The 13,401-nt window shown below is 65.6% G+C and carries 13 protein-coding genes; all 13 read right to left on the reverse strand.

Annotated elements, in window-relative coordinates; translation table 11 throughout:
- Positions 1 to 35: 35 nt before the first annotated feature.
- Entirely contained in the window at positions 36 to 674 is a 639-nt protein-coding gene (gene rnhB, locus NKF27_RS17150; RefSeq protein ID WP_253553662.1) for a ribonuclease HII, read from the reverse strand.
- Complete coding sequence (gene lpxB / locus NKF27_RS17155) at positions 664 to 1,947, reverse strand: lipid-A-disaccharide synthase (protein ID WP_253553665.1); 1,284 nt, start codon at positions 1,945 to 1,947, stop codon at positions 664 to 666. Before lpxB ends, rnhB begins: the two co-directional genes overlap by 11 nt.
- 132 nt (positions 1,948 to 2,079) lie before the next feature.
- Positions 2,080 to 2,847: an acyl-ACP--UDP-N-acetylglucosamine O-acyltransferase gene (gene lpxA, locus NKF27_RS17160; protein ID WP_045991176.1), complete on the reverse strand. Its 768-nt coding sequence runs from the start codon at positions 2,845 to 2,847 to the stop codon at positions 2,080 to 2,082.
- On the reverse strand, positions 2,844 to 3,287 hold the full coding sequence (gene fabZ, locus NKF27_RS17165; RefSeq protein WP_045991177.1) for a 3-hydroxyacyl-ACP dehydratase FabZ: 444 nt from the start codon (positions 3,285 to 3,287) through the stop codon (positions 2,844 to 2,846). The genes lpxA and fabZ overlap by 4 nt, the downstream gene beginning before the upstream one ends.
- A gap of 114 nt (positions 3,288 to 3,401) precedes the next feature.
- Positions 3,402 to 4,442: a UDP-3-O-(3-hydroxymyristoyl)glucosamine N-acyltransferase gene (gene lpxD, locus NKF27_RS17170; protein ID WP_045991178.1), complete on the reverse strand. Its 1,041-nt coding sequence runs from the start codon at positions 4,440 to 4,442 to the stop codon at positions 3,402 to 3,404.
- 56 nt (positions 4,443 to 4,498) lie between these two features.
- Positions 4,499 to 5,005 (reverse strand): OmpH family outer membrane protein, encoded by a 507-nt coding sequence (locus NKF27_RS17175; protein ID WP_253553668.1) that lies wholly within the window; start codon positions 5,003 to 5,005, stop codon positions 4,499 to 4,501.
- On the reverse strand, positions 5,005 to 7,353 hold the full coding sequence (gene bamA, locus NKF27_RS17180; RefSeq protein ID WP_181248592.1) for an outer membrane protein assembly factor BamA: 2,349 nt from the start codon (positions 7,351 to 7,353) through the stop codon (positions 5,005 to 5,007). Before bamA ends, NKF27_RS17175 begins: the two co-directional genes overlap by 1 nt.
- Positions 7,354 to 7,528: 175 nt before the next feature.
- Positions 7,529 to 8,887 (reverse strand): RIP metalloprotease RseP, encoded by a 1,359-nt coding sequence (gene rseP / locus NKF27_RS17185; RefSeq protein ID WP_253553671.1) that lies wholly within the window; start codon positions 8,885 to 8,887, stop codon positions 7,529 to 7,531.
- A gap of 97 nt (positions 8,888 to 8,984) precedes the next feature.
- Positions 8,985 to 10,208, reverse strand: a complete 1,224-nt coding sequence (ispC, locus tag NKF27_RS17190; protein ID WP_253553674.1) for a 1-deoxy-D-xylulose-5-phosphate reductoisomerase — start codon at positions 10,206 to 10,208, stop codon at positions 8,985 to 8,987.
- Positions 10,205 to 11,011: a phosphatidate cytidylyltransferase gene (locus NKF27_RS17195; protein WP_253553677.1), complete on the reverse strand. Its 807-nt coding sequence runs from the start codon at positions 11,009 to 11,011 to the stop codon at positions 10,205 to 10,207. The genes ispC and NKF27_RS17195 overlap by 4 nt, the downstream gene beginning before the upstream one ends.
- A complete protein-coding gene (uppS, locus tag NKF27_RS17200) occupies positions 11,004 to 11,774 on the reverse strand; it encodes a polyprenyl diphosphate synthase (RefSeq protein WP_253553680.1) in 771 nt (256 codons plus the stop codon). The genes NKF27_RS17195 and uppS overlap by 8 nt, the downstream gene beginning before the upstream one ends.
- Positions 11,775 to 11,979: 205 nt before the next feature.
- Complete coding sequence (gene frr, locus NKF27_RS17205; protein WP_045991183.1) at positions 11,980 to 12,537, reverse strand: ribosome recycling factor; 558 nt, start codon at positions 12,535 to 12,537, stop codon at positions 11,980 to 11,982.
- Between the two features lie 4 nt (positions 12,538 to 12,541).
- Positions 12,542 to 13,309, reverse strand: a complete 768-nt coding sequence (pyrH, locus tag NKF27_RS17210; protein WP_045991184.1) for a UMP kinase — start codon at positions 13,307 to 13,309, stop codon at positions 12,542 to 12,544.
- Positions 13,310 to 13,401 lie beyond the last annotated feature (92 nt).

A 13,401-nucleotide genomic window follows, 5' to 3' on the forward strand; every position in this document is an offset into this window, starting at 1 on the left:
ACCTCGACCCGCCGTGGCGGGTGTGTGAAAACGGGTCAGAACAGCGCCAGTTGACGCTTTACCGGTGCAAACGACCGGCGATGCTCGGCCAGCGGCCCGAGGCGTTCGAGCGCGGCCAGATGCTCAGGCGTCGGGTAGCCCTTGTGGCGGGCGAAGCCGTAGTCGGGATAGCGCTCGTCGAGGGCCAGCATGGCCGCGTCACGGGCCACCTTGGCCAGGATGGAGGCGGCGGCGATGGCCGGATGACGGGCATCGCCCTTGACCACGGCCTGGCCCGGAACATGATGCCCGGGCAGCCGATTGCCGTCCACCAACAGGTACTCAGGAGCCGGCGCCAGACCATCGATGGCCCGGCGCATCGCCAGATGGGTGGCGTGATAGATATTGAGCCGGTCGATCTCTTCGGGGCTCGCCTCGGCCACATGGTAGGCCAGTGCATGCTCGCGGATCTGGCCGTCGAGCGCCTCGCGACGCTTGGCACTCAGCGCCTTGGAGTCATTGAGCCCGCTGATCGGCACCGAGGGATCGAGGATCACCGCCGCTGCTACCACCGCGCCCACCAGCGGGCCTCGACCGACCTCGTCGACACCGGCCAGCAAGCTGCCATCATAGTTCACCACCAGCGGCGGCAAGGCGGGCTTGTTGCTGCGCCTTGGCTTCGCTTCAGCGACCACCGCCAGCCTCCTGGCGGACATCATCCGTTTCATCAGCCGTGGCCTCGGCCACCTCCTCGGCCAGCCGAGGCGATACGCTGTCCGGCAACGGCTGCCCCGCTACCAGCGCTTCGATGGCCTCCGCCGCACGCCGGCTAGCGTCACGCTGCAGCCCCTCGTGCATGGCGGCAAAGCGAGCCTCGAGCGCAGTCCGCGCCGCTTCATCGTCGAGCAACTCGCCCAGGCGGGTGGCAATGGCCTCACTGCTGGCCTCGTCCTGGATCAACTCCGGCACCAGCGATTCGCGGGCGATCAGATTGGGCAGCGAGATCCACTCGGTCTTGACCATCAGCCGAGCGATGCGATGGGTCATCGGCGCCATGCGGTAGCCCACCAGCATGGGGCGATGACACAGCATCGCCTCCAGCGCCGCGGTGCCGGAAGCCAGCAGCACCAGGTCGCTTGCCACCATGGCCTCACGAGCCTGGCCATCGAGCAGACTGACGCTGGCCGCAAGCGCCGGCCGCGCGGCCAGCAGCGCCTCGAGCTCCTGCCTGCGCTCGGGCGTGGCCGCCGGGATCACCACCGCAAGCCCCGGCCTTGCCTTGACCAGGCGTTCGGCAGCCTCCAGGAAGGTCTCCCCCATGAAGCGGATCTCGTTGCGCCGGGAGCCGGGCAGCAACGCCAGCACCCGGGCGTCGGCGGCGATTCCCAGCGCCTCGCGCGAGGCCCGGCGGTCGTTGACCAGCGGTAGTTCGTCGGCCAACGGATGGCCGACGAAGGCCACCGGCACACGGTGCTTGACGTAGAAGGCCGCCTCGAACGGCAGAAAGGTCAGCATGGCGTCGACCGAGCGGGCGATGCCCTTGACCCGTCCCTGACGCCAGGCCCACACAGACGGGCTGACGTAGTGGGCGGTGGTGACACCTGATTCGCGCAGCTGGCGCTCGAGACCAAGATTGAAGTCCGGGGCGTCGATCCCGACCATGATGTCGGGTTCCCAGTCCAGCGCATCCCGACGCAGGGTGCGGCGCACGCGGATCAGCTCTGGCAGGTGCTTGATCACCTCCACCAGCCCCATCACCGACAGGGTCTCCAGCGGATACAACGACTCGAGCCCCTCGGCGATCATGCGCGGGCCACCCAGTCCTCGGAATGCCACCTCGGGATGACGCGCCTTGAGCGCGCGCATCAGGCTCGCTCCGAGAATATCGCCGGACAGTTCACCGGCCACCAGGTAGACGCGGCGGATTGAGCCTGTCTCGCTGGCGACATCGCGTGCAGCGTGGGTCATGACGGATACCTGACTGGCTGAACAAGTCTGACGATGGAAGGGTGCCCAAGCCGACGACGGCCATCAAGATGGCCGACGACACTGGGGCTGACGCCCGCCGCTGCGGGCGCCGACCGCCGGGCCGATGACTGCCTAGCGGATGATGCCCCGCGAGGACGCCTCGATGGAAGCCACGAAGGCTTCGGTCTCGGCCAGCGAGAAGCGCTGGCGGATCTCGCCGATGGCCTGTTCCACGGTGAGCCCCTGACGGTACACCAGCTTGTAGGACTCGCTGAGGGCGCGGATGGCTTCCGTCGCAAAGCCGCGACGCTTGAGCCCGACCACGTTGAGTCCGTGGGCCTGGGCCGGATTGCCGTTGATCATCACGAAGTCCGGGGTGTCCTTGGTGATGATCGAGCCACCGCCTGCCATGGCGTGGGAGCCGAAACGACAGAACTGATGGATGGCGGATAGCCCGCCAATGATCGCGAAGTCGCCCAGGTGCACATGGCCCGCCAGGGTGACCTGATTGGCCAGGATGCAGTCGTCGCCGATCACGCAGTCATGGCCGACGTGGACGTAGGCCATGAACAGGTTGCGCGAGCCGATGGTGGTCTCGCTGCGATCCTGAACGGTGCCCCGGTGCAGGGTGACGCCCTCGCGCACGACGTTGTCGTCACCCATCACCAGGCGGGTCGGCTCGCCCTGGTACTTCTTGTCCTGGCAGGCCTCCCCCACCGAGGCAAACTGGAAGATGCGGGTACGCTCGCCCAGCACGGTGGGGCCCTGCACCACGACGTGGGGGCCGATGACCGACCCGGCGCCAATCTCGACGTCTGGGCCGATCACACTGAAGGGCCCCACCTCGACATCGTCGGCCAGGCGGGCGCCGGGGTCTACGATGGCGGTCGGATGTATCAAGCGATCTTCCTCTCGGCACAGATGATGTCGGCCTCACAGGCCAGCTCGCCTTCCACGGTGGCACGGCACTTGAATTTCCAGATACCCCGCTTGGCCCGCTCGACCTCAGCGCGCAGCTCAAGCTTGTCGCCCGGCATCACCGGGCGCTTGAAGCGCACATTGTCGCTGCCGACCAGGTAGTACACATAGCCATCGGCGGGCAGCTTGTTGACGGTCTTGAAGCCCAGGATACCGCAGGCTTGGGCCAGCGCTTCCACCACCAGCACGCCGGGCATGATCGGGTGGTGGGGGAAGTGACCATTGAAGAACGGCTCGTTGATGCTGACGTTCTTGTAGGCAACGATGGTTTCGCCAAGGGTCAGTTCCGTGACCCGATCCACCAGCAGAAAAGGATAGCGGTGGGGCAGATATTCGCGAATCTCGTTGATGTCCATAACCATCGTAGCGACCTCTGAAATGACAAGAGCCCTTCTCCCTGGAAGGACATGACCGGCGGGGGCCAAGGGCACCATACCGGCAATAGGCGGTGGATTATACCGACCTGTACCCGCCCCTCAAGCCTCGCCGGAGCCTCGCTTCTCCAGACGATTGACCCGCTTGGCGATACTGTCGAGCTGCTTGAAACGCACCGCATTGCGGCGCCACTGACTGTTTTCCATGGCCCCGGTGCCCGAGGAATAGACCCCGGGCTCGAGGATGGAGTTGGTCACCAGGCTCATGCCGGTGACCTGGACGCCGTCGCAGATGGTCAGGTGGCCGGACAGCCCCACTCCGCCACCCAGCATGCAGTGGCGGCCCACCCGGGTGGAACCGGCGATGCCGACACAGCCGGCCAGGGCGCTGTGGTCACCGATGTGCACGTTGTGGGCGATCTGCACCTGGCTGTCGATCTTGACGTCATTGCCGATCACGGTGTCACCCAGCGCCCCACGGTCGATGCTCGAGCAACTGCCGACCTCGACATCATCGCCGAGCACCGCGCCACCGAGCTGGGCGATCTTGCGCCAGCCGCCACCGTCGTGGGCAAAACCGAAGCCATCGCCACCGATCACACAACCGCTGTGCAAGATGACACGCTTGCCGACGACCACGCCGTGATAGAGGGTGACGTTGGCGTGCAGGAAACCGTCCTCGCCGATCTCGCAGTCCGCCCCGACCACCGAACCGGGCCCTACCACCACACGATCCCCCAGGCGAGCACCTGACTCGATCACCGCATTGGGGCCGATCGAGACGTCGGCACCCAGACTGGCGTCCTCGGCCACCACCGCACTGGGATGGATGCCCGGCTGGTGCGCGTCGGCCTGGGGGTCAAGCATGCGCGAAAGCTCGGCGTAGCCGAGGTAGGGATTGTCCAGCACCAGCGCTGGCACCGGGCAGGCGTCGAGATGGTCGGCGTGAAGCAGCACCGCCGCCGCCCGGGTGGACGGCAGGTCCTTCAGATAGGCGCGATTGGCAAGAAAGCTCACCTGATCGGGGCCGGCGTCCTTGAGCGTCGCCAGGCCAACGATACGTTGGCTGCCGTCACCGTGCAGGCGAGCGCCCAGGCGAGAGGCGATATCGGAGAGGTTTGGCTGTGTACGTGTCGATTTCATGTATGACCGTAATGCGGTGACGACGGAATTCGGGACAGGCGCTGTCGGCGATTCCCTCAGTACGTGTTGAGCAGCCGGGTGACCTCGGCCGTCAGGTCCGGCAGATCACGACCGCTGTGCAGGACACCGTCCGGTGTCACCAGCACCTCGACCTCGTGACGCTCGATGACCTGAGCGACCGCCTGGTCGACCCTGCCTTCCAGGCGACTTATCAAACGCTGTTCGGCTTCCTGGCGAGCCTCGAGGATATCACGTCTGAGGCGATCGAAACGCTGCCCTTTTCGCTGAAATTCCTGAACCCGTGAGGGGCTCGGCGGCCCTTCGGCAGCCGCCAGGTCGTCGGCCAGTGCCTCGAGCTCAAGGCGCAGCGATTCGGCCTCGCGCTGCCAGGGTGCGACCTGTTGCTGCAGGCTCTGCATGGCACTGCGGGCGGCCTCGGTGTCGAGCACGGCGCGACGCCAGTCGAGCACCGCCACCTGGGACGCCGATGCCGACACCGGGCTGCTCAGGGCAGCGGCCAGCGCCAACCACACCAGCCAGCGGCGAAGGCCGCCTGTCCTCATCAGAAGGTCTGACCCAGCGAGAACTGGAACACCTGGGTGTCGTCCTCGTCCTCGTCATTGAGCGGCTCGGCCACGCTGAAGGTCAGGGGACCCACCGGCGTCAGCCAGGAGACGCCCACGCCCACACTGTAGCGTATATCGCTGAATTCCACCCCGGAGTTGCACTTCTTGCGATCCTCGTCCTCGGACAGCACGTCGTAGCACTCGGTGAGGAAGGTGTTACCGGCATCGACGAACAGCGACGGCTGCACCGAGCGCTTGTCCTCGACGAACGGCATCGGGAAGATCAGCTCCATGCTGCCCTCGAGCAGCACGTTACCGCCGAGGGTCTCGTCATCACCGTCCTCACGTTCGGTGGTGAGCTGGCCAAGGGTGTTGTCGGTGAAACCACGCACCGAGCCCAGGCCACCGGCGAGGAAGTTCTCGTAGAACGGATAGGGATCGCTCGAGTTGATGGCATCGGCGTAGCCCAGCTGGCCACTGAACTTCAACGACCAGGTCTGCTCTTCGTTGAACGGGAAGAAGTGCTTGGCCTGGGCCCTGGCCTTGTAGTACTCGGCGTCACTGCCGGGCACCCCGAGTTCCAGCGACAGCCGCTGGTAATTACCCGCCGTCGGCATGATGCCGCGGTTGAGGTCGTTGCGGGTCCAGCTGCCGGTGGCCGACAGGGTACTGGCGTCGTCACCCTCGTCGAGCACGTAACGCTTGATCTCCGACGGGGTGTCGTCGTAGGTGTCGATCTCGAGCTTCTCGATATTGGCGCCGAAGTTCATCCGCGTCAGCTCGTTGATCGGGTAGCCGAAGTTGATCCCGGCACCGAGGGCATCGGTGGAGTAGGTGGAGATGTCGGAATCTTCGTAGTCCGTGGCCCGGTAGTAGAAGTTGTAGCCGCGGGAGATGCCGTCCAGGGTCCAGTAGGGATCGGTGAAGCCGAAGTTGACGCTGGTGTAGGTATCACTCTTCTGGGCGCCGATATTGACCCGGTTGCCGCTACCCAGGAAGTTGTTCTGGGACAGCGAGGCGCCGTAGATGACGCCGGCACTCTGGGAGAAGCCGAGACTCGCCGACAGCGAGCCTGAGGGCTGTTCCTCGACGGTGTAGGTGACGTCGAGCTGGTCGCTCTCGCCGGGGACCGGCTCGGTCTGCACCTGCACCTGCTTGAAGAAGCCAAGGCGCTCGAGGCGCTGGCGCGACTGGGAGATGGCCTCGGTGGAGGCAGGGGCGCTCTCCATCTGTATCATCTCGCGGCGCAGCACTTCATCCTTGGTGGTGGTGTTGCCGACGAACTGGATACGCCGCACGTAGGCGCGACGCCCCGGCGCCACCTGGAAGCTCAGGTCCACCGTCTCGCCGTCGCTGCGCACCTCGGGGATACCGTTGACCTCGGCGAAGGCAAAGCCCTCCGCACCCAGGCGCGAGCGCATGGCCTCGGAGGACGCCACCACGTCGCTGCGCGAGAAGATATCACCGGATTCGAACTGCAGCAGCTCGCGGGCCTCGGCCTCGGCCACCTTGAGATCACCAACGAAGCTGATGTCGCCGACCCGGTAGCGATTGCCTTCATTGACGTTGATGGTGATGAAGATGCGCGACTTGTCGGGGCTGATCGATACCTGGCTCGAGGTGATCTCGAAGTTCACGTAGCCACGATCGAGGTAGTAGGAACGCAGCCGCTCCAGGTCACCGGCCAGCGCCTCGCGGGAGTACTCGTCGGCGGAGAACCAGCCGAAGAACAGACCGGGATCGTCCTCGAGCTCGAACTCGTCGAGCAGGATCTCGTCGGAATAGGCTTCATTGCCGACGATGTTGATCTGGCGGATCTTGGCGACCGCACCTTCATTGATGTTGATGTCGACCCGCACCCGGCCCTGACCCACCGGCGTAAGCTCGGTGTCGATGCGCGCGCTGTAGCGGCCCTGGGACTGGTAGAGGCCTTCCAGCTCACGCTTCATCTCGTCGATGGTCGAGAGCTGCAGCACCTGGCCTTCGCTGATGCCGGCCTGCTTGAGGCCCGCACGCAGGTCCTCGTCGGGAATCTGGGAGTTGCCTTCGATATTCAGCGCCGAGATCGTCGGGCGCTCCTCCACCTGGATGATCAGGACGTCGCCTTCACGGGCCAGCTGGATATCTTCGAACAGTCCGGTGGCAAACAGCTGGCGAGCCGCTTCGGCCAGTTCACTGTCGTCCACTCGATCGCGAGCGTTGACGGGAAAAGCATTGAAGACGGAAGCCGCAGAGACCCGTTGAAGGCCTTCCACGCGAATGTCCGACACGGTGAAAGGGGCCGCGTGCGCCACCTGGGCACAGGCGGTCAAGAGTGTCGCCAATCCGATGGTCTTGATTTTCATGCAGTCGTTTCGCTCGCGTTGAGTCAGCGTACCTGTCCAGACAGGCACCTTATACATTTCTCCGCCTTACTGACAAGTTGGCGGCGGCGTCTCGCTTGGTGACGTCCCCGGCAAAGCGCGATTCACCTGGGCGCTCGTTGTTGCGCACGCACCACGTCGATGGCGGGGGCAACTTCTACCACAAGCGCATCACATCGAAGTACAGGGCCATGATCATCAGGGTGCCCACCAGCGCCAGCCCGACCTTGAGGCCAACGGCCTGGGTGCGCTCGGACACCGGGCGCCCACGTACCGCTTCGACCAGGTAGTACAGCAGATGGCCGCCGTCGAGCACCGGAATCGGCAGCAGGTTGAGCACCCCAAGGCTGATCGACAGATAGGCCATGAAGTTGATGAAGCTCTCGAGCCCGGAACGCGCCGTGTCACCGGCGATCCGAGCGATGGTGATGGGCCCGGACAGATTGGTCGGCGAAATCAGGCCGACCACCATCTTACGCACGGCGTCGAAGGTCAAAAGCGTCATCTCGGCGGTACGTGAGGCCGCCTGCCCCACTGCGTCCAGGGGGCCGTAGCGGATTTCCCGCTGGTACTGCTGGGGCCAGTCTACCGGGGCAACGCCGGCACCGATATAGCCGATCTCGCTTCCATCTTCCAACCGGTTGATCCGCGGCGTCAGACTCAGCGCCTTCGACTCGCCGTTGCGCTCGACCTCCAGCGACAGCGTCTGGCCGGGTCGCGCTCTGACACGCTCGACCAGATCAGGCCAGTCACTCACCGCACGATCGTCGATACTCAGCACACGATCACCGGCTTGCAACCCTGCCTCGGCCGCGGGCTCCCCTTCCATCACCTGGCCGATGACGGCAGGCATGTCGGGACGCCAGGGGGCGATACCGAGGGTTGCCAAAGGCGCTGGCGGGTCCTGCCCCACCAGCCAGTTCTCGACCGGCGCGCGATAGCTGCGGGAGGCACTCGAGCCCTCCTCGCGGGCCTCGATTTCCAGGCTGCCACTGGCGCCGATGGCCGCCACCAGCTTGAGATTGACCTCGTCCCAGGAGCGCACCGTCTCGCCACCGATGGCGGTCAGCTCCATCCCCGACTCTAGGCCAGCCTCGGCCGCCGGCGTCTGCGGGGTGACGTCACCCACCACCGGCACCACCGTGGTAGTCCCGGCGACGAACAGCGCCCAGTAGGCCACCAGTGCCAGCAGGAAGTTGGCCAGCGGGCCCGCCGCAACGATGGCCATGCGGGCCCACACCGACTTGCGATTGAACGCCTGATCGAGCTGGTCCTCGGGCACCTCGCCTTCGCGCTCGTCGAGCATCTTGACGTAGCCGCCCAGCGGAATCGCGGCGATGGCAAATTCGGTGCCATGGCGATCGAAACGCGACCACAGCGGGCTACCGAAACCCACCGAGAAACGCAGCACCTTGACCCCGCAACGCCGCGCCACCCAGAAGTGACCAAACTCATGGAAGGTGACCAGCAGGCCGAGTACGACGATCACGGCCAGAATATTTTGAATCAGGCCCACGCAAGCCTCCTTGGCTGTATCAAGACGGCCGCCGTCGCCGCCGCTTCCCAGGCTCCGGCAGCGCCCAAGGCAAAAGGTTCAACCGGGTGCGCGATCATCACAACGCCTCCAGCCAGGCACGGGCACGCGCGCGGGCGTCATGGTCGGCGGCGAGTACCGCCTCCAGATCATCGGCGCCACCACCGGGGGCACCTGCGCGCACCGCCTCGACCAGCCGGGGGATCTCGGTGAACCCAAGCCGCCCGTCGAGAAAGGCCTCGACCGCCACCTCATTGGCAGCATTAAGCACCGCCGGCTGCAGCCCACCCTCGTCCATCGCCTCACGGGCCAACCGCAGGCACGGAAAGGCGGCCTCGTCGGCGGGTTCGAAGTCGAGCCTGGCCACCTGAAACAGGTCCAGCGCCTCGACCCCTGCCTCGATCCGCTCGGGCCAGGCCAGGCCGTAGGCGATGGGGGTGCGCATATCGGGATTGCCGAGCTGCGCCAGCACCGAGCCATCGCTGTAGGCGGCCATGGAATGGATCACGCTCTGAGGGTGCACCACCACCTGGATCTGCTCGGGGCGGGCGTCGAACAGCCAGCAGGCCTCGATCAATTCCAGCCCCTTGTTCATCAGGGTGGCGCTATCCACCGAGATCTTGCGCCCCATGGACCAGTTGGGGTGGGCGCAGGCCTCATCCGGGGTCACCCGGGCCAGACGCTCGGCATCGAATCCACGAAAGGGGCCGCCCGAGGCGGTCAGCAGCAGCTGAGTCACGCCGTGGCGCCCGAGTCCCCCACGATGCTGGCCAGGCAGACACTGGAAGATCGCATTGTGCTCGGAGTCGATGGGCAGCAGCGCCGCACCACTTTGCTCCACCGCCTTCATGAACAGGGCCCCGGACATCACCAGGGCCTCCTTGTTGGCCAGCAGCACGCGCTTGCCGGCCCGCACCGCCGCCAGCGTCGGCAACAGGCCCGCCGCGCCGACGATGGCCGCCATCACCACCTCGGCCTCAGGGGCGCTTGCCACCTCGGCCAGAGCCGCTTCGCCGTGACGCACCTCGGTGGCAAGCCCAGCCTCTTTCAGCTGCGTGGCCAGCCAGTCGGCGTCGGTCGGCGTGCCGAGCACCGCCACGTCGGGACGATGGGTCAGGCACTGACGATAGAGGGCCTCGCGGGAGCGATGGGCGGTGAGGGCGTGGACCCGATAGCGGTCGGGGTGGCGGGCGATGACGTCCAGGGTACTGGTCCCGATGGAGCCGGTAGCACCGAGCACCGAGACGCCCTTGATGGTGGTCGAGGAGTTCTGGGACGAGGCAGAAACTGCAGATGCCGTCATGCTTGCACCAGCCAGGTAAAGAACAGGGCGAACACCGGAACCGCCGCGGTAAGACTGTCGATGCGATCGAGCACCCCGCCGTGCCCCGGCAACAGCGCGCTGGAGTCCTTGAGGCCGCGATGGCGCTTGAGCATACTCTCGAGCAGATCGCCGAGCACCGACACCAGGGTCACGCCGAGGGTCAACGCCACCAGCGCCAGACCGGCCGACAGCGACAGCTGCTGCCACAGCGCGAACACCAGCGCCAGCGCAGCGGTGACCGCCATGCCCCCATAGACGCCCTCCCAGGACTTGCCGGGGCTGACATTGGGTGCCAGCTTGCGCCGCCCCAGGGCACGCCCGACAAAGTAGGCGCCGATGTCGGCACCCCACACCAGCAGCAGCACGAACAATAGCCAGGCGCTGCCGCTCTCGCGCAGCAGATTGAAGCCGACCCAGGTCGGCAGCAGCACCCAGGCTCCCATGGCCAGGCGCATCGCCTGGGACGACCACTGATGGCTGCGTCCAGGATGACCGAGCACCCACCACAGATTCAGCGCCCAGCCCAGCGCGCCGATGGCCAGTGGCCACAGCGCCAGGTGCTGGCCGAAATGCCACAGCAGCGCCATGCCAAGGGCCAGCACCAGCGGTGGCAGCAGGCGCGAGGCCCCGCGCTCGAGCCCCGCCAGATTGGCCCACTCCCAGCCTGCCAGCACCACGATGGCGGCGGTAAACAGGGCGAAGGGGCCGCCCTCCAGACCGAACAGTCCGGCCAGCGCCAGCGGCGCCAGCCAGGCTGCGGTGATGATCCGCTGTCTAAGCACCCTGGGCCTCGAGCTGTTCGTCGGTCATGCCGAAGCGACGCTTGCGTCGGCAGAAATCCTCCAGGGCGTCATCGAAGGCCTCGCCATCGAAGTCCGGCCACAGGACGGGCGTGAAGTACAGCTCGGCGTAGGCCAGCTGCCACAACAGGAAGTTCGAGATGCGCCGCTCACCGCTGGTGCGAATGCACAGATCCACCGGCGCGGCGTCACTCAGACTGACCTGATCGGCCAGCGCCTGCTCGTCGATGTCGCCGGGGTCGAGCTCGCCGGCGGCCACTCGCTCGGCCAGCCGCCGCGCAGCCCGCGCAAGATCCCACTGACCGCCGTAGTTGGCGGCGATCACCAGACGCAACCCCTGGTTGTCGCAGGTCAGGCGCTCGGCCTCTTCGATGCGCTTCTGGATGGCCGAGGAAAACCCCGAGGTGTCGCCGATCACCGACAGCCGGATGTCATGCTCGTGCAGCTTCTTGACCTCACGCTTGAGCGCCATCAGGAACAGTTCCATCAAGGCGTTGACCTCGGCCGCCGGGCGCTTCCAGTTCTCGCTGGAGAAGGCGAACAGCGTCAGCGTCTCGATGCGGCGCTCCGCCGACCGACGAATGACGGCCCTGACCGCCTCCACGCCGGCGTGGTGACCCCGCACTCCAGACAGGCCGCGCGCCTTGGCCCAGCGGTTGTTGCCGTCCATGATCACCGCCACATGGCGAGGCAGGCTCGCCGGCGGCGGTAACGGGCGGAGTTCGGGAGACGGCGTTGACTTCATGGTGTCTCGCATGACGGTTGAATCAGACCCCGGGGCATCCCAGCCAAGGGGGAGTCCAGACAGTATGACCGCTGACGTCGACGCCAGGAATCGCTGGACGACTGTCATATGCAGCGGCCGACCGGCCACGCCAGGCGTGACCGCTCGGTATCGCGACCCTGCCCAGGCCGCACAGGCAGGCCGGTACGGGTATCGCCAGGGCGCCTCAGACCTGCATCAGGTCCTCTTCCTTGGCGGTCAGAGTCTTGTCGATCTCGGCGACAAAGCGATCGGTGATCTTCTGGATCTCGTCCTCGCCCTGACGCTCCTCGTCCTCGGAGATATCCTTGTCCTTGAGCAGCGCCTTGAGGTCGTTGTTGGCGTCACGACGCACGTTGCGAATCGCCACCCGGGCGTTCTCGGCCTCCTGACGCGCCTGCTTGATGTAGCCCTTGCGGGTCTCCTCGGTCAGCATCGGCATCGGCACGCGGATCACGTTGCCGGCAGACGCCGGGTTGAGGCCCAGGTCGGAGGTCATGATGGCCTTCTCGACCTTCGGCACCATGCTCTGCTCCCAGGGCACCACGGCCAGAGTGCGGGCGTCCTCGACGTTGACCGAGGCCACCTGGTTGAGCGGCATCATGGAACCGTAGTATTCGACCTGCACCGCGTCCAGAATGCTGGGATGAGCACGACCGGTACGAATCTTGTTCAGGTTGTGATGCAGCGACTCGACGGTCTTCTGCATTCTTGCTTCTGCGTCTTTCTTGATCTCGTTGATCACGATGTCACCCTCTGTGAATCAGCGTGCCTTCCTTGCCGCCCACCACCAGGTTGAGCAGGGCGCCAGGCTTGTTCATGTTGAAGACCCGGACCGGCATGTCATGGTCCCGCACCAGGCAAATCGCGGTCAAATCCATCACCCCGAGCTTCTGATCGAGGGCGTCATCATAGGACAGTTCGTCGTACTTCACGGCATCGTCGAACTTGACCGGATCCTTGTTGTAGACGCCATCCACCTTGGTGGCCTTGACCACCACGTCGGCGTCGATCTCGATACCGCGCAGACAGGCGGCGGAATCGGTGGTGAAGAAGGGATTGCCGGTACCGGCGGAGAACAGTACCACGTCACCGGAGGTCAGGTAGCGAATCGCCGTGCGCCGATCGTAGTGCTCCACCACGCCGCTCATGGGAATGGCCGACATTACTCGCGAACGGATGTTCGAGCGCTCCAGCGCATCACGCATGGCCAGAGCGTTCATCACCGTGGCCAGCATCCCCATGTGGTCACCGGTCACGCGCTCCATGCCGGCCTCGTGCAGAGCGGCACCGCGGAACAGGTTGCCGCCACCGACCACGATACCGACCTGGACACCGATACCGACCAGTTGCCCGATCTCCAGCGCCATGCGGTCCAGTACCTTGGGGTCGATGCCAAAGTCGGCATCCCCGGTCAACGCCTCACCCGAGAGCTTCAGCAGGATGCGCTTGTACTTCGACACCGCGGCACGGGGCTTCTCGGACTTGGACAGGGGGGAAGAATCGACGCTGCTCATGGCATTTCTCCGCTTTGGGCTTGACTGGGTCGGGTGGCGGTCGGTCAGGCCGCGAGACACCCACCGCTGACGCATACACGAAGGCGTGCGCT

The organism is Halomonas sp. DN3, from assembly GCF_024137905.1.
Taxonomy (GTDB): domain Bacteria; phylum Pseudomonadota; class Gammaproteobacteria; order Pseudomonadales; family Halomonadaceae; genus Halomonas; species Halomonas litopenaei.

Coding starts and splice junctions, on each gene's coding strand:
- lpxB (WP_253553665.1), bottom strand. CDS start 1,947: ATGACCCACGCTGCACGCGATGTCGCCAGCGAGACAGGCTCAATCCGC.
- ispC (WP_253553674.1), bottom strand. CDS start 10,208: ATGACGGCATCTGCAGTTTCTGCCTCGTCCCAGAACTCCTCGACCACC.
- lpxD (WP_045991178.1), bottom strand. CDS start 4,442: ATGAAATCGACACGTACACAGCCAAACCTCTCCGATATCGCCTCTCGC.
- pyrH (WP_045991184.1), bottom strand. CDS start 13,309: ATGAGCAGCGTCGATTCTTCCCCCCTGTCCAAGTCCGAGAAGCCCCGT.
- bamA (WP_181248592.1), bottom strand. CDS start 7,353: ATGAAAATCAAGACCATCGGATTGGCGACACTCTTGACCGCCTGTGCC.
- fabZ (WP_045991177.1), bottom strand. CDS start 3,287: ATGGTTATGGACATCAACGAGATTCGCGAATATCTGCCCCACCGCTAT.
- uppS (WP_253553680.1), bottom strand. CDS start 11,774: ATGAAGTCAACGCCGTCTCCCGAACTCCGCCCGTTACCGCCGCCGGCG.
- NKF27_RS17175 (WP_253553668.1), bottom strand. CDS start 5,005: ATGAGGACAGGCGGCCTTCGCCGCTGGCTGGTGTGGTTGGCGCTGGCC.